Origin of the sequence: Mesorhizobium sp. B2-3-2 (assembly GCF_006442295.1) — a bacterium.
Lineage (GTDB): Bacteria > Pseudomonadota > Alphaproteobacteria > Rhizobiales > Rhizobiaceae > Mesorhizobium.
Map to the genome: position 1 here is coordinate 38,826 of NZ_VFWA01000017.1, position 15,354 is coordinate 54,179.

Annotated in this window: 18 protein-coding genes and 1 tRNA gene; 12 read left to right on the top strand and 7 right to left on the bottom strand. The window is 63.0% G+C overall.

The features are described 5' to 3' along the window. Nucleotides 1–408: 408 nt before the first annotated feature. On the bottom strand, nt 409–642 hold the full coding sequence (locus tag FJ964_RS26350; RefSeq protein WP_140553224.1) for a polymerase: 234 nt from the start codon (nt 640–642) through the stop codon (nt 409–411). A gap of 332 nt (nt 643–974) precedes the next feature. Between FJ964_RS26350 and FJ964_RS26355 the strand changes: the two genes are divergently transcribed. After that, entirely contained in the window at nt 975–1,178 is a 204-nt protein-coding gene (locus FJ964_RS26355; RefSeq protein WP_140553226.1) for a hypothetical protein, read from the top strand. Between the two features lie 62 nt (nt 1,179–1,240). Here the strand turns inward: FJ964_RS26355 and FJ964_RS26360 are convergent, their stop codons facing one another. Both FJ964_RS26360 and FJ964_RS26365 read right to left on the bottom strand, forming a co-directional pair. Next, nucleotides 1,241–1,450, bottom strand: a complete 210-nt coding sequence (locus tag FJ964_RS26360; RefSeq protein ID WP_140553353.1) for a hypothetical protein — start codon at nt 1,448–1,450, stop codon at nt 1,241–1,243. Nucleotides 1,451–1,744: 294 nt separating this feature from the next. Next, nucleotides 1,745–1,829: transfer RNA gene (locus FJ964_RS26365), tRNA-Leu, on the bottom strand. A gap of 324 nt (nt 1,830–2,153) precedes the next feature. On the opposite strand from FJ964_RS26365, the gene FJ964_RS26370 reads away from it, so the two are divergent. Next, nucleotides 2,154–2,741, top strand: coding sequence for a YqaA family protein (locus FJ964_RS26370; RefSeq protein ID WP_140553227.1), 588 nt, complete (start codon nt 2,154–2,156; stop codon nt 2,739–2,741). Between the two features lie 79 nt (nt 2,742–2,820). Beyond that, nucleotides 2,821–3,339 carry a disulfide bond formation protein B gene (locus FJ964_RS26375; protein ID WP_140553229.1) on the top strand — a complete coding sequence of 173 codons (519 nt, stop codon included), beginning with the start codon at nt 2,821–2,823 and terminating at the stop codon, nt 3,337–3,339. A 161-nt stretch (nt 3,340–3,500) separates the two neighbouring features. Here FJ964_RS26375 and FJ964_RS26380 read toward each other — a convergent pair whose 3' ends face one another. Beyond that, nucleotides 3,501–4,058: an HNH endonuclease gene (locus FJ964_RS26380; protein ID WP_023677956.1), complete on the bottom strand. Its 558-nt coding sequence runs from the start codon at nt 4,056–4,058 to the stop codon at nt 3,501–3,503. A gap of 130 nt (nt 4,059–4,188) precedes the next feature. Further along, nucleotides 4,189–4,830 (bottom strand): DNA-3-methyladenine glycosylase, encoded by a 642-nt coding sequence (locus FJ964_RS26385; protein ID WP_140553231.1) that lies wholly within the window; start codon nt 4,828–4,830, stop codon nt 4,189–4,191. A gap of 73 nt (nt 4,831–4,903) precedes the next feature. Here FJ964_RS26385 and gluQRS point away from each other — a divergent pair, with 73 nt between their 5' ends. Together gluQRS and FJ964_RS26395 are read left to right on the top strand one after the other, a co-directional pair. Beyond that, entirely contained in the window at nt 4,904–5,773 is an 870-nt protein-coding gene (gene gluQRS / locus FJ964_RS26390; RefSeq protein ID WP_140553233.1) for a tRNA glutamyl-Q(34) synthetase GluQRS, read from the top strand. Between the two features lie 150 nt (nt 5,774–5,923). Continuing rightward, on the top strand, nt 5,924–6,820 hold the full coding sequence (locus FJ964_RS26395; RefSeq protein WP_140553235.1) for a DMT family transporter: 897 nt from the start codon (nt 5,924–5,926) through the stop codon (nt 6,818–6,820). A gap of 109 nt (nt 6,821–6,929) precedes the next feature. On the opposite strand, the gene FJ964_RS26400 is transcribed toward FJ964_RS26395, so the two are convergent. Next, nucleotides 6,930–7,781: a YihY/virulence factor BrkB family protein gene (locus FJ964_RS26400; protein ID WP_140500876.1), complete on the bottom strand. Its 852-nt coding sequence runs from the start codon at nt 7,779–7,781 to the stop codon at nt 6,930–6,932. Between the two features lie 58 nt (nt 7,782–7,839). Here FJ964_RS26400 and FJ964_RS26405 point away from each other — a divergent pair, with 58 nt between their 5' ends. The 7 genes from FJ964_RS26405 to FJ964_RS26435 all read left to right on the top strand — a co-directional run bounded on the left by FJ964_RS26405 (nt 7,840) and on the right by FJ964_RS26435 (nt 13,248). Further along, nucleotides 7,840–8,706 carry an SDR family oxidoreductase gene (locus tag FJ964_RS26405; RefSeq protein WP_140553237.1) on the top strand — a complete coding sequence of 289 codons (867 nt, stop codon included), beginning with the start codon at nt 7,840–7,842 and terminating at the stop codon, nt 8,704–8,706. 24 nt (nt 8,707–8,730) lie between these two features. Then, complete coding sequence (locus tag FJ964_RS26410; RefSeq protein ID WP_140553239.1) at nt 8,731–8,922, top strand: twin transmembrane helix small protein; 192 nt, start codon at nt 8,731–8,733, stop codon at nt 8,920–8,922. 23 nt (nt 8,923–8,945) lie between these two features. Then, a complete protein-coding gene (locus FJ964_RS26415) occupies nt 8,946–9,527 on the top strand; it encodes a cob(I)yrinic acid a,c-diamide adenosyltransferase (RefSeq protein WP_140553240.1) in 582 nt (193 codons plus the stop codon). Nucleotides 9,528–9,558: 31 nt separating this feature from the next. Continuing rightward, entirely contained in the window at nt 9,559–10,359 is an 801-nt protein-coding gene (locus FJ964_RS26420; protein ID WP_140553242.1) for a rhomboid family intramembrane serine protease, read from the top strand. Between the two features lie 191 nt (nt 10,360–10,550). Beyond that, a complete protein-coding gene (locus FJ964_RS26425; protein WP_140553244.1) occupies nt 10,551–11,300 on the top strand; it encodes an electron transfer flavoprotein subunit beta/FixA family protein in 750 nt (249 codons plus the stop codon). A gap of 20 nt (nt 11,301–11,320) precedes the next feature. Continuing rightward, nucleotides 11,321–12,250 carry an electron transfer flavoprotein subunit alpha/FixB family protein gene (locus FJ964_RS26430; protein WP_140553246.1) on the top strand — a complete coding sequence of 310 codons (930 nt, stop codon included), beginning with the start codon at nt 11,321–11,323 and terminating at the stop codon, nt 12,248–12,250. A gap of 119 nt (nt 12,251–12,369) precedes the next feature. Further along, on the top strand, nt 12,370–13,248 hold the full coding sequence (locus FJ964_RS26435; RefSeq protein WP_140500869.1) for a 3-hydroxybutyryl-CoA dehydrogenase: 879 nt from the start codon (nt 12,370–12,372) through the stop codon (nt 13,246–13,248). Between the two features lie 34 nt (nt 13,249–13,282). Here the strand turns inward: FJ964_RS26435 and FJ964_RS26440 are convergent, their stop codons facing one another. Further along, nucleotides 13,283–15,208, bottom strand: coding sequence for a PAS domain S-box protein (locus FJ964_RS26440; protein WP_224713219.1), 1,926 nt, complete (start codon nt 15,206–15,208; stop codon nt 13,283–13,285). Nucleotides 15,209–15,354 lie beyond the last annotated feature (146 nt).

Here is a 15,354-nt window from a genome sequence, read left to right on the forward strand (position 1 = left end):
TCGCTTGCCGACGGCACATCCATTTTTCTTCAGTGCTTTTCCGCGTGGCGGACATCAGAATTAGCTAATTCATTCGAACATATAAAGGACATTCACGGAACCTAAGTGGTAACATAAGACCTTTGGGACAGAAGTCTGGGACTTTGGTCCATCTCACGAAATCCGGCAGCGAGTGTGAGGCTAATCTTCATTGCTCTTCAGGAACTTGAAACGGCGGGCCGGGCCCGACTTGAGTCGCTTGTCCTCTTCCTTCCCCGGCGCTTTCGGCGGTGGCGCGCGGATCGCGAGGAACAGGCGCTGAATGCAAGAAATCCGCTTGCCGTAACCAGCGGGCACTCAACGGGAAGCCGCCAACGAGAAAGCGGCCGGCGCCAGAATCCTGGACCCATAAAGGCCCGCCACGGAGCCCTACGGGGACGGCCTTGGGCGAGCCTGGGCCATGTCGAAAGTGTCCGGCAGGTGAGGATGCTCGCCGGCCCGCCTCACCGAAGCCGTCGTCATCGCGTCGACCGGGAGAATAATGGACATACGGGCATAGTGGTCCGGCCACAGCGGCTTTCCAAACAGGAAGAACACGATCGCGAGAAAACAAATCAGCAGCAGGACGGCGAAGGTGTTCGCGATGATCTCGCCAAGCTGCATCTCTTCTCCCCCGGGTCGGACACCCGCCGCTCGCAGCAACGGCGGGCGTCCACGGACCGTCGATGAAGGGACTTTACTCGACGGCTTCCACGCCAATGAGGAACGGCGGCTTATGTTCAGGGTTTAGGACCAATGCGTCGATGCTTCGGACTTCAGTCCCAATTGCGGGTCCGAGGAGAAGGAGACAGTCTGCCTTTCGCACCGGTTAAGCCCTCCACCAAGGTACCTGACGGCCGGAGCACAGCCCGGCCTGCTCGCCAAGTGCCGAACCTACCGCCAAAAGCAGGCCGGGCTCCTTCTGTGGATAGTCAAGATCGTCGCCCAAGGGGAAAATGACCAGCTACACGGTGGAGGAAATCCTCGGCGAGAGAATTATCGGCACGCACGAGGTGGCGGCTTCAAGTCCCGCCGGGGCTGCCAGACGGGCAACCGGGCATCCGATGCAACCCCGCATTCCAGGTGCGCTGTTCGTTCGGGTCACCAGATCGGAGGACGGCACGATCGCCGAATTCAGCTTCGCGGGATTTCCCTGTTGAACCCGGATGAATTCCGAAGCTCGTCGATGAATCGTTTCGACGCGACTTGCACCTGAATTGCGCTAGCGTCCCAGCGGCTGTTTGGATGCCGAAACCAATTCGTCCTCATCCCTGATCCCGGCCATGTAATTCGCAATTATGCGGGATGAAATCGCTTCACGTTCCTGGGCCGATCGGGCGTCAGGCTTCAGCCTGTCGAACACGCGGCCAAGCAGGGCCACTTCGGAGGAATCGAAGACGCCAGCTTCCTGCGCTTTCTGACGAATCGGCATGAGTTCCTCCCTTTCCGGGTAGATAAGCGACAACTGATGCAAGGGGCAATCTCAAGGCCTGAATATATCCACATTGAGGGACGGTCAGGGGGCCAACATAGGTCCTGAAGCGCGAAAGCGGCTACCGCATTCGACAGGCCGAAGATGCAGTCCTGCACCCGGCCGAGCCGCTCCCGGATGTCGCTCTTGCGATATCGGCCTGAGGCCGCTCACGACGAACTCCAACACCATATCCGCATTGCCGAAACGCCGATCGGGAAAGCAGCGGCAGACGCATCGAAGTGGCGACTGAAATGGTGCCCCTAGCCGGGATCGAACCAGCACTCCTTGCGGAACTCGATTTTGAGTCGAGCGCGTCTACCAATTCCGCCATAGGGGCTCAGGCCGGGCGGCCTGGATGGCGCGGACTATACGGTTGGAGGCCTGTTCGTCAACTGGCCTGTTGCCGATAGCGTGCGGAGCCGCGACCAAACCGCACCTTTCGGTTTCCTGCGGGCACTGCCATTGTGCGGCGCGGAAAATCTTTCTAGACAGGCGTCGTGTCGAAGCGCTTGGCGTCCGGAAGAAGGAACGCGGCGCGCTTCGGGTCTTGGTGTCACGCATGCCCCTGTTTTCATCCATGCCCTGGTTTCATGCCTGCCCTTATGCCCACGCCGTGCATGTGGGCGACGTGCGGTAGTCATCTACGACATTAGGAGAGCCGATGCTTCGCGGACTGTACGACTGGACCTTGTCGCTGGCGGCGCGCAAATCCGCCGAATGGTGGCTGGCCTTCATCGCCTTCGTCGAAAGCTCCGTGTTCCTGGTGCCGGCCGATGTGCTTTATCTGCCGATGGCGCTGTCGCGGCCGGATCGCGCCTACCGCTATGCACTGATCGCCACCGTCGCCTCCGTGCTGGGCGGCATCGCCGGCTGGTTCATCGGCCACTACGCCTATGACGCGCTGGCCAAGCCGATCCTGGAATTTTACGGCAAGTATGACGAGTTCGAGGCGCTGCGCGTCTCTTCGGGCATCGGCTTCATCATCCTGATGCTGATCACCTCGGGCGCCGCCCATCTGCCGCCGATCAAGGTGGTGACGATCCTGTCGGGGGTCATCGGCGTCAATCTTTTTCTGTTCATCGCGCTGGCAATCGTGGCGCGCGGCGGGCGCTTTCTGCTTCTGGCCTGGCTGCTTCGCCGCTATGGCGAGCCGATCCGCGAGTTCATCGAAAAGCGCCTCGGCCTGATCGCAGGTGCAGCGGCGGCCGCCCTGATTTTGCTCTATATCCTGGTCAAATACGCCTTCTGATTCATGTCGCCCAAGCCGCGTAGCGCGGCAATACGGACCAAAGACTGAGCCGGCGGCGAACACAACGGACGAGTACCCCATGACTGCGAGCATGACTGCCAACACCGGACGCCAGCGGGCCATGACGGCCCTGTTCCTTGCCGTAGCCATGGCCGCCACTGTCGGTTCCGCGCTCGCCTTCCAGTACATCGGCGGCTATATCCCTTGCCATCTCTGCCTGGAACAGCGCACGCCCTACTATATCGGCGTGCCGCTGATGCTGCTGGCGCTGCTTGCATCGGCGCTGCACGCGCCGGCATGGGCTGTGCGCGGCTTGCTGGCCATCTGCGGCCTGCTGATGCTCTATGGCCTCTATCTCGGCATCTATCATGCCGGCGTGGAGTGGGCCTGGTGGCAGGGCCCGGCCGATTGCACCGCGGGCGCGGGCCAGGTCGACACCGGCGGAAAAGGCGTGCTCGACGCGCTCGACAAATTCGTGCCCCCGTCCTGCGACAAGGCCGCGCTTCGCATCCTCGGCCTGTCGCTCGCCGGCTGGAACGCCATCGCCAGCTTCGTGCTCGCCGCCGTCGCCTTCCGCAGCGCGCTTTCGCGCGACTGAGGTAGCGCGAAAGCGCCGACGCGAGATCATTCAAGAATTCGGCAGGCTGAGTCGTATGGAGTGATTGTCGAGAACCGAAGCGGAGCGGACATTTGGTCCGTGAGCATCGGAAGCGCAGACAATCGCTTCAGACGGCCAGCCTCCCGAATTGTCGGACGATCTCAGGGTTCGAGTTCGACATCCCAGTACAGATAATCCATCCAGCTTTCATGCAGATGGTTGGGCGGGAACAGACGGCCATTATTGTGCAAGTCGTGCACCGTCGGCTGGTAGGGCTTCTGCAACGGCCACATCTTGGCATGCGCCGGCATCATGCCACCTTTCCTGAGGTTGCAGGGGGAACAGGCGGCGACGACATTCTCCCACGTCGTAGCACCCCCGCGGTGGCGGGGGATGACGTGATCGAAGGTCAGGTCGTCGGGCGTGCCGCAATATTGGCACTGGAAGCGGTCGCGCAGGAAGACGTTGAAGCGCGTGAAGGCGGGGTGCCGCGACGGCTTCACATAGGCCTTCAGGCTGACGACGCTCGGCAGCTTCATCGAGAAGGTCGGCGAGGACACCGCGTGCTCGTATTCGGCGACGATGTTCACCCGTTCGAGGAACACCGCCTTGATGGCGTCCTGCCACGACCAGAGCGACAGGGGATAATAGCTGAGCGGACGGTAATCCGCATTCAGCACCAGCGCTGGAAGCCCATCCGGAGATACGGCAACCGTCACGTCGTTGGCCTCCTTGGTTCTCTAACCTGAATGGCGCGGATACTGTAAGCCCGACATGACAGGGATGTGAAGCGGATTGTCACGCGTCCGAAGGCACAAAAAAACGAGATTTTGATGCTTTTTCGCGCTTTCAGGCCGGGGGTGCGGCATCCCTGCCCTTCAATTCGCGATAATAGGACCAGAAAAGCCGCGATGCGACACCTCTCCATGGGCTCCATGATTCGGCGAGGTGGATCAGTGTTTTCTCCGGCGGACGCGGGTCGATGCCGAGCGCATGGCCGACGGCGGTCTGGAGCGCGACATCGCGCGCCGGGAAGATATCGGGATGGCCTGCGGCGAACAGCAGATACACCTGCGCCGTCCACGGACCGATGCCGGGCACGGCAGTCATGGTCGTGATTGCCTCGCCGGCGTCAAGCGAACACAAATGATGAAGGTCGAGGCCGTCCGCCACCGCCCGGGCGGCGGCGAGGAGGCCGCGTTGCTTGGGTCGAGACAGGCCCGCCTCGCGAAACATGTCCTCGCCGGCGGCAAGGATCGCCAGCGGCGTCAAAGGATCGACCAGTTTCGTCAGCCGGCCGAAGATCGCATCGGCGCTGGCGCGCGACACTTGCTGCGAGACGATGATCGAGGCAAGGCTCGAGAATCCCGGTTGGGAAAGCCGTAGCGGCACCTCGCCCGCCATGCCGCGGATCTTTTCCAATCTCGGGTCGATCGCGCAAAGCGCGTCGAGCCCCCGGGCGATGTCGTCCAATGTGGCGATACGTTGCATGTTTCTTGTTCCTGAACCGGCCGCACGGTAGCAATTGGCAAAACCGCCGCACAACCCGATTGCCGCTCAAGAGATGACGCTCCTGACATTCCGTTTCGCGCCCAGTCCCAATGGCGAACTGCATCTCGGCCATGCCTTCTCGGCGCTGCTCAACCAGAAACTGGCGCGGGCGGTCGGCGGCCGCCTGCTGCTGCGCATCGAGGATATCGACACCACGCGCTGCTCGCCGGAATTCGAGGCGGGCATTTTTACCGATCTGAAATGGCTCGGACTTGCCTGGGAACAGCCTGTACGACGGCAATCCGAGCACTTCGCCTGTTATGAGACAGTGCTTGACCGGCTGATCCGGGAGGATCTCGTCTATCCCGCCTTCATGAGCAGAAGCGAAATCCGGGCTTTCATCGCCGACAGCGAAAAGCGCGACTGGCCGCGCGATCCCGATGGCGTGCCGGTCTATCCCGCCGTCGACAAGGCGCTGCCGGCGAAGGAACGCCGGCGCCGCATTGCCGAGGGCGCTCCCTTCGCCTGGCGGCTGGATGTCGATACGGCGATGGCACGCGTCGGCAAGGATTTGTCATGGAATGAATTTTCAGACGAATCGCTCTCCGCGACGCGCATCGTCGAGGCCCGCCCGCGCGATTGGGGCGACGTGATCGTGGCGCGCCGCGAAATCCCGACCAGCTACCATCTCGCCGTCGTCGTCGACGACGCGCTGCAGGGCGTGAGCCATGTCGTGCGCGGCCAGGATCTCTATTCCGCCACCGGGATACAGCGGCTGCTTCAGGAACTGCTTGGCCTGCCGCAGCCAGCCTATTTCCATCACCGGCTGATCCTGGGACCCGACGGACGCAAGCTGTCGAAAAGCCTGAAGGACACCGGCCTTGCCGTCTTGCGCGAAGCGGGCGTGTCGGCTCACGATGTCAGGCGGATGGTCGGTCTCTGACGCAGACGAAGGCCGAAGGGGCAGCTTGCAGAAAACACGGCCGGTTGAATTCCGGTGATGCATGGATCAATCGTTTCGTTTTGCGCGCCGGCTTGAACCGGACTAGAGCTTCGCCACGGCTCAATTCTCATCAAGCGCGGTTCCCAGAAAATGCACAGCGTCAAGCGGCTCATCCCCGCCACTTTCGTCGTCCTGTGGGCAACCGGCTTCATCGGCGCCCGCTATGCCATGCCGTGGGCGGAACCGTTTACGTTCCTGGCCGCGCGCTTCGTCCTGGCGGCGGCGTTGTTCGCCGGCCTGGTCGTCGTGCTTGGCTCCAAGAGAGCCTCCCGCGAAGAGGCATTGCACGCCACCGGGGCCGGCATTCTGATGCATGGCGTCTATCTCGGCGCGGTCTTCTGGGCTATCCACAGGGGCATGCCCGCCGGGCTGTCGGCGCTGATTGTCGGCCTGCAGCCGCTGATCACGGCGGTACTCGCCGGCAAATTTCTCGGCGAGGCGATCCTGCCACGCCATTGGGCCGGTCTCGCGGTCGGCCTGGCCGGCGTTGTCATCGTGCTCTGGCCAAAGCTCGGTGCGCTCGGCGGCGGCGTGACGTCAGCCACGCTGACAGCCTCGCTCGTCTCGGTGCTCGGCATGAGCGCCGGCACCATATGGCAGAAGCGTTTTGCTTCCGGCGGCGACCTTGTCGCCGCGACCATGTGGCAATATGTCGGCGGCGCTTCGGTGATGATCCTGGCTTCACTGGCCTTCGAGACCCGCACGGTCGTCATCAACGGCGAATTGATCTTCGCCATGGCCTGGCTGGTGCTGGTGCTGTCGATCGGCGCCATCTTCCTTCTGATGGTGATGATCCGCGACGGCGAGATGTCGAAGGTCGCTTCGCTGTTCTATCTGGTGCCGGCGGTGACGGCCGTCATCGCCTGGGCCTTGTTCGACGAGCAGCTCAACGCGCTTCAGATTGCCGGCATGGCGATTGCCACGTTGGGCGTTGGTCTGGCTACTGCCCGGCCGGGCAAGGGAGGAATTGAAGAACTGAGGAATTGAGGGAAAAGCGGACATATCTGGCGCTGTGTGCTCCTTCTTCTTCAATTCTCCAGTTCTCCAGTTCTCCAGTTCTTCAATTCCTCAGTTCTTCGATCCGGCCGGTATCGACTCAGCCGACACGCGCGCGCGCCTCGAGATAGCGGCTGATCGCTGCATTGAGTTCGCCGCCAAGAATGAAGATCGCGGACACGATGTAAAGAAAGACCACCGCGATCATGATCGAGGCAAGCCCGGCATAGGTCGTCACATAGGACGAGAAATGGTCGAGATAGGTGGCGAAAATGGTCGAGCCGATCAGCCATGCGGCGAGCGTGAAGACGATGCCGGGGATCAGCGAGACGAAACGGCGCTTGCCGGCCGGCAGCCAGTAATGCACTGAAAACAGACCGCCGACGATGACGGTCGAGGCGATGACGTAGCGCCACAGCGTGATGGTGCCCGTATAGGGTTTTATCCACTCGAAATGCGCCTCGGCCAGCCGCGCCAGCAATGGTGCGAAGACCAGGAGCACGCTGATCGCTAGGAAGCCTGCCGTGGCGATCAGCACGAAGAAGATGCTCTGCACACGGCGATAGATGATGCCGCGCGTCTCGGTGACGCGATAGGCCCGGTTGAGCGAGGTGCGCAGCGCCTCGATGCCGTTCGAGGCGAAATAAGCGGCCAGCAGCACGCCGTAGGTGAGCAGATCCGATCGTCGCACGGTGAGCACGTTCAGCACCTCGCGCGCGATCGGTTTGGCGATTTGCTCCGGCCAGGTGTCGAAGACCAGATGCACCGCCGTGTCGGCGAAGGCTTGCGCGCCGAGGAAGCTCGCCAGCGTGGTGGCGAAGATCAGGAACGGAAACAGCGCCATCAGCGAGGTGATTGCCAAATGGCTGGCCATCGCCCAGCCGTCATCGGTGTTGAAATGACCGATCGCGTCGTAGAGCACGCGGCGCAGGGCGACGATATTCCGCAACAAGAACCGCGCTCCCCTTCGATTGTCTCGACGCCGCGAATATGGGAAGGGAATGCGGCAAATGGCAACCCTTGGTCATAAGACGAATCCGCCGGCGCGCGCGTTGCGCGTCATCATCGTCACCGGCGCGTCGTCGGGCATAGGCGCTTATTGCGCGCGGGCGCTCAAGGCGGAAGGCTGGCGGGTGTTCGCCACGGCCCGCAAGCCCGAGGACATCGCGGCCCTGGAAAAGGATGGCATCGAGGCGTTCTATCTCGACTATCGCGAACCTGCCTCCATCGAAGCGCTTGCGGCTTCAGTGCTGGAGCGGACCGGCGGCAGGATCGATGCGTTGTTCAACAACGGCGCCTATGCGCAAGCGGGCGCGGTCGAGGATCTGCCGGTGGCCGCCTTGCGGGAGCAGTTCGAGGTCAATTTCTTCGGCTGGCACGACCTGACCCGCCGGCTCGTGCCGGTGATGCGCCGCCAGGGCGGTGGCCGGATCGTTCATTGCTCGTCGATCCTTGGCCTGGTGCCGGTACGTTTTCGCGGCGCCTATTCGGCATCCAAACACGCTTTGGAGGCGCTGATGCTCTGTCAGCGCCAGGAACTGGCCGGCAGCGGCGTGCATGTCTCGCTGATCGAGCCGGGGCCGGTTAAATCGAAGATCGCCAGCAATGGCCTCGCCTGGTTCCTCAGGAATATCGACCATGAGAATTCCGTGCATCGCGCCGACTATGAGGCGCAGTTGGAACGGATGCGCACCGGCGGCAGCAAATCGGCGCTGAAGCCCGGCCCGGAAGTGGTCCACAAGGCGCTTCGCCATGCACTTCTGTCGCGGCGCCCGCGCCCACACTATGTGGTAACAGTGCCGGCCAGGTTCGGCGCCATGCTCAAACGCATCCTTCCGGCATCGATGCTTCACCGCCTGCTCGCCAAACGCGCCTGAACAAGAAAAGGACTGGAAACGCAAATGGCATCCGTATTCAACATCCTTGCCATCCTGGTCATGGTCGCCGTGGTGATCGTGCTGGTCCGGGGTCTGATCAACATGATGCGCGGCGGTTCCGGCATCACCTCCAACAAGCTGATGCAGACGCGCGTCGTGCTGCAGGCCGTGGCGCTGGCGCTGATCCTGCTGGCCGTGTATTTCACCCGCAAATGAGGACCGGCCGTTCGGGAGGCGACGTGGTCAAGCTCAACAAGATCTACACCCGCACGGGCGACAACGGCACCACCGGGCTCGGCACGGGTGAGCGGCGGCTGAAGTCCGATCTCAGGGTAGACGCCTACGGCACCGTCGACGAAGCCAACGCCTGCATTGGCATGGCTCGTGTTCACACCGCGCCGGGCCACCCGGCGATTGACGCCATGCTTGCCCGCATCCAGAATGATCTCTTCGACCTCGGCGCCGATCTGGCTGTGCCCGACGACGGCAAACCGCTCGGCTACGAACCGCTGCGCATCATTGCCGCGCAGACCGAGCGCGTCGAACACGACATCGACCTCCTCAACAACGACCTCCAGCCGCTCAAATCCTTCGTGCTGAACGGCGGCACGCCGGCCGCCGCCGCGCTCCACCTCGCCCGCACGGTGGCGCGGCGGGCCGAGCGGCTGATGGTGGCGCTCGCACAGCATCCTGATGAGCACGTCAACCGCGACGGGCTGAAATATATCAACCGCGTGTCCGATTTCCTGTTCGTCGCCGCCAGGGCGGTCAATGACAATGGAAGCGCCGACGTGTTATGGGTTCCCGGCAAGAACCGCTGAATGATGCCAAGGCGGGAGAGGCCAGGCACCGATGTTCATCCCGCTCTACGACACCAACAGGCTGCGGCACATCAGGCTGCAATATGTCACGATCGGGCTGATCCTGGCCAACGCGCTGGTCTATTGCGCCACCGCGCTCGGCGGCGAGAATTTCACCAATGCCGCCGTGCTCGGCCTCGGCTTCATCCCCTCCGTCGTGCATGACACGGCAGAGCTCGATCCGCGGTTTGTCGTCATTCCCTCAAGCCTGAGCTATCTCACCTACTCATTCATGCATGCCGACATTTTCCATCTTGGCGGCAACATGCTGTTCCTGTGGGTGTTCGGCGACAACGTCGAGGACGCGCTCGGCCATATCCGCTATCTCATCTTCTACCTCCTGTGCGCCATCGCCGGAGCCGCCTTCCAGGGCCTCATCGCGTGGGACTCGCAGGTTCCGCTGATCGGCGCCTCCGGCGCCATCGCCGGGGTGGTCGTCGCCTACCTGATCCTCTATCCCAGGGTGAAGGTCTGGGTGCTGGCCTTTGCCCGCATACCGCTGCGCATCCCGGCCTTCATCCCGCTCGTCCTGTGGGTGCTGTTCCAGATCGTCATGTTCGCCGCCGGTGGCGAGGACCAGATTTCCTGGGCCTGCCACATAGGCGGCATCATCGCCGGCGCCGTGCTGGTGCTCGTGCTGCGCAGCCGCGGCGTGCCGCTTTTTGCGGGCGCGGACGAAGAGGCCGCGACGGCCGACCAGCCCGCCATCGCCGCCGATCCGGCAGTGAGCGAACCGATTGCGGCGCAGCCGGCGCCACGATGGGGACGGGGAAGTACCCCCCGGCCCGACTGAACCGATTTGAGTGAATTGCCCGATGCCGTAGCATATTGACGTGCGGGTTTGCCGCAACTACGGAAGCGTCTCCGCCCGCCTTAGGCGGTTGAAGAGCAGAATTTCCATCCGGAATGTCGGCTTTCGACAACTCTGACGGGGTTCACGCTGTTATAGCGCGTCCCCACTATCTCAAGAGAGGTGACAGGAAAATGAAGATCCTTGTGCCCGTGAAGCGGGTTGTGGATGCGAATGTGAAGGTTCGCGTCAAGGCCGACGGTTCGGCGGTGGAATTGGCCAACGTCAAGATGGCGATGAACCCGTTCGACGAGATCGCGGTGGAAGAGGCGATCCGGCTCAAGGAAGCCGGCAAGGCCGAAGAGATTATCGTCGTGTCGATCGGCCCGCAGCAGGCGCAGGAGACGCTTCGCACCGCGCTCGCCATGGGCGCCGACCGCGCCATCCTGGTCAAGACCGACGAGCAGACCGAGCCGCTGGGCGTCGCCAAGGTGCTGAAGGGCGTGGTCGAGGCCGAGCAGCCCGGCCTGGTCATCCTCGGCAAGCAGGCGATCGACGATGATTCCAACCAGACCGGCCAGATGCTTGCGGCCCTTCTCGGCTGGGCGCAGGGCACATTTGCTTCCAAGGTGGTGCTCGAAGGCGATAAGGCCAAGGTGACACGCGAGGTCGACGGCGGCCTGCAGACGGTTGAGCTGAAGATGCCGGCGATCGTCACCGCCGACCTTCGCCTCAACCAGCCGCGCTATGCTTCGCTGCCCAACATCATGAAGGCCAAGAAGAAGCCGCTCGACGAGAAGAGCCCTGCCGACTACGGCGTCGACGTCAAGCCGCGGCTGAAGGTCATCAAGACCGAGGAGCCGGGCGGCCGCAAGGCCGGCGTCAAGGTCAAGAGCGTCGCCGAGTTGGTCGACAAGCTGAAGAACGAAGCCGGCGTGCTCTGAGATCGGAAGGAACAGATAAAATGACCATTCTCCTCATCGCCGAACACGACAACGCAACCCTTTCGGACCAGACCGCCAAGGCGCTGTCGGCCGCGCTGCAGATCGGCTCGGACGTGCATGTGCTGGTGGCCGGCAAGGGCGCCAAGGGCGCAGCCGACGCCGCCGCCAAGCTGACGGGCGTGAGCAAGGTGCTGCTCGCCGAAGCCGACGAGCTTGCCGAGCGTCTCGCCGAGCCGACCGCGGCGCTCGTCGTGTCGCTGGCCGGCTCCTATGACACCATCGTCGCGCCGGCAACCTCGTCGGGCAAGAACGTCGCGCCGCGCGTGGCCGCTTTGCTCGACGTGGCGCAGGTCTCCGAGATCATCGAAGTGGTCTCGCCGGATACCTTCAAGCGGCCGATCTATGCCGGCAACGCCATCCAGACGGTACAGTCGACCGATGCCAAAAAGGTCATCACCGTGCGCACCGCCTCCTTCCAGGCGGCGCCCGAGGGCGGTTCGGCCGCTGTCGAAACCGTCGGCGCTGCGGCCAATCCGGGCCTCTCCTCCTTCGTCGAGAACAAGCTATCGGAGACCGATCGTCCGGAACTGACCTCGGCCAAGATCATCATCTCGGGCGGCCGCGCGCTCGGCTCCTCGGAGAAGTTCCAGGAGGTCATCCTGCCGGTCGCCGACAAGCTCGGCGCTGCCGTCGGCGCATCCCGTGCTGCCGTCGATGCCGGTTACGCACCGAACGACTGGCAGGTCGGCCAGACCGGCAAGGTCGTCGCCCCCGACCTCTACATCGCCGTCGGCATCTCCGGCGCCATCCAGCACCTCGCCGGCATGAAGGATTCCAAGGTCATCGTCGCCATCAACAAGGACGAGGAAGCGCCGATCTTCCAGGTCGCCGACTATGGCCTCGTCGGCGACCTTTTCGTCGTCCTGCCGGAGTTGCAGAAGGCGCTTTGACGCCCTGCCGCAAAGCGTATTAAATTGTGAGGGGTGGGGTAGACGAAGTCGCCCCGCCCTTTTAGTTTGCACCGCACAAAAAGCAGGCCGCAAAGGCCTTTTTCGACGGGATCGGTGTAATGAGCAAGATCGAAACGATCGGCATCATCGGCGCGGGCCAGATGGGCGGCGGCATCGCCCATGTCTCCGCGCTTTCGGGCTATAAGGTGCTGATCTACGATATATCGCCCGACCGCATCGAGAAGGGCATCGCCACCGTCAGCGGCAACATGGCCCGCCAGGTGGGGTCCGGCAAGCTCGACGAGAAGCTCCGCAACCAGGCGATGGCGCGCATCGCCGCGGCACCGTCCATGGCCGATCTCGCCGGTGCCGACCTGGTCATCGAGGCGGCGACCGAGGACGAGACGGTCAAGCGCAAGATCTACGCTCAGCTTTGTCCGCAGCTCAATCCCGAGGCCATACTGGCGACCAATACCTCGTCGATCTCGATCACGCGGTTAGCCGCGCAGACCGACCGCCCCGAGCGCTTCATCGGCATCCATTTCATGAACCCGGTTCCCCTGATGAAGCTGGTCGAACTGGTGCGCGGCATCGCCACCGAGGACCAGACCTTCGAGGCGGCGAAGACCTATGTGAAGCAGCTCGACAAGACGATCACGGTCTCGGAGGACTTTCCGGCCTTCATCGTCAACCGCATCCTTTTGCCGATGATCAACGAAGCGATTTACACGCTTTATGAAGGCGTCGGCACGGTCGATGCGATCGATACCGCCATGCGGCTCGGCGCCAACCATCCGATGGGGCCGCTGCAGCTGGCCGATTTCATCGGCCTGGACACCTGCCTATCGATCATGCAGGTGCTGCATGACGGCCTGTCGGACTCGAAGTACCGCCCCTGCCCGTTGCTGGTCAAATATGTCGAGGCCGGCTGGCTCGGCCGCAAGACCGGTCGCGGCTTCTACGATTATCGCGGCGAGCATCCGGTTCCGACACGCTGACCCGCCAGACTGATCACGGCCTGGCCGCGCGGGTTTACGACGCGGCGGCCAGGGGCTTGGGCGTCTCGATTTCGACCCTGTCGTCCTTCGCATCGTTCTCCGGCGCCATGGACACGCATCCGCGACCCGCAGCCTTGGCCACGTAGCAGGCGGCGTCTGCCCTGGCGATGATCTCGTCGACCGCACCACAATCGGCGTTGATAGGAGCCAGTCCGATGCTGGCTCCGATCGAATGAGAACGGCCTTCCCAGGTGAAGTCGAGGCCCTGTATCGCATCGATGATGGATCGCGCCGCGATCCTGGCCCCGGCGGCCGAGCCCGACTTCAAAATGACCGCGAATTCGTCGCCGCCCAGACGCGCGACCATGTCCTGCGGACCAAGCACGCCCCGCACGGCCTCGGCAACGCGCTTGAGCAATGCGTCTCCCGCCGCGTGGCCGCCTGTGTCGTTGACCAGTTTGAAATGATCCAGATCGATGAACATGAACTGATGTCCGATCCCATCCTTGCGGGCCTGATCGACCAGGTCTTCCATGGCGCGGATGAAACTCGCGCGATTGGCAAGGCCGGTCAACGCATCATGCGCGGCGGCGTGGGCAAGCTGGCGCTGCAGCGCGCGCGCATCGGTGAAGTCCTGGAAGACGATGACCAGTCCGCAGAATTCGTTGCGCTCGTTCATGATCGGCGACACGACCTGCCGGATGCTGCAGCGCGTCTCGTCGCGCCGGATGAGGACCGCGCGGCTGTTCTGGTCGTCGGCTGCCTCGCCGCCGATCGCAGGCCGCGCCACGCCGATCCTGTGGCCGGTCTCCTCGTCGACTGCCCAATAGACGTGGCCAAGCGTCTTGCCGAGGGCATCATTGCAGGAGACGCCGGTCAGCTTTTCGGCGACAGGATTCATGAAGGTGATGCGGTTCGCGGCATCGGTGCAGATGACGGCATCGCCGATCGACTGCAGCGTCACTTTAAGGCGCTCCTTTTCGTCGGCCAGCATCGCCGACGAAACCGTAAGGCGTTCTTCGGCCTGTTTGCGCCGAGTGATGTCGGTCAGGCTGCCGATCGCCCTGATCAGCCGCCCCTCTTCGTCACGCTCGAGGGCCTTGCCGCGGTCGAGGATCCATATCCAGTGGCCGTCCTTGTGGCGCATCCTGAATTCGGCCTCGAAGAACGGCGTGCGGCCTTCGAGATGGATACGGTCCGCCTCGGCCACGGCCTCGCGGTCGTCGGGATGAATCATCGCCAGCCAACGATCGGGGTCACCGTCAAGTTCGCCATCGTCGTAACCCAGCATCTTGACCCAGGTCGCCGAATAGGTGGTGCCGCCCTTGCGCATATCGAAGTCCCAGACGCCCTGGCCGGCGCTGGTCAGCGCGAAGTTCCAGCGCGTTTCGGCCTCTGCGATGCGCGCCTCTGCCTGCCTGCGCGCGTCGATGTCCTCTATCTGCGAGACAAGATACAGCGGCTGGCCGCTGTTCCCGTCGCGAATGACAGAACCGGCCAGCCGGGCCCAGACAGGCGTGCCGTCCTTCTTGAGATAGCGTTTCTCGAAATGAAAGGAATCGATCTTGCCGGCCTTCAGGCTCTCCATCGTCTCCCGCCCGATCTGATGATCGTCGGAATGCGTGATCTGAATGAACGTCAGCGCCTCAATCTCTTCGCGGCTGTAGTCGAGCATGGCGGCGAAGACAGGGTTGGCCTCGATAATGCGCCCGTCGAGGCCGACGATCGCGACGCCGATCGAGGAATCCTCCATGGCACGGCGGAAGCGCTGCTCGCTCTCGGCGATCTGACGGCGGCCTTCGCGGATGACGCGCGCGAACAGGCCGGCCAGGAGAAGTGCGCCGGCCGCCACACCGACCGACGCCTGCACACATAATTCGAGCGTCTCGACGCCGGGGTTGAGTCGCGACAGCAGGACCGATACTGCAATCGCCGCTGTCCCGCCCACGAGCAAAGCCAACCCCGCATGTCTGTGCGGTGCCGGCCCGATGATCCTTCGTATTGCCACGATTTGTACCACCCCGTGGGCAATCGCATTTCCCGTGAAAATCCTGACGGATCGGTTTTAAGGAAAGGTTGCGTCGCGGGTCGGGGATGTCGCCGGCC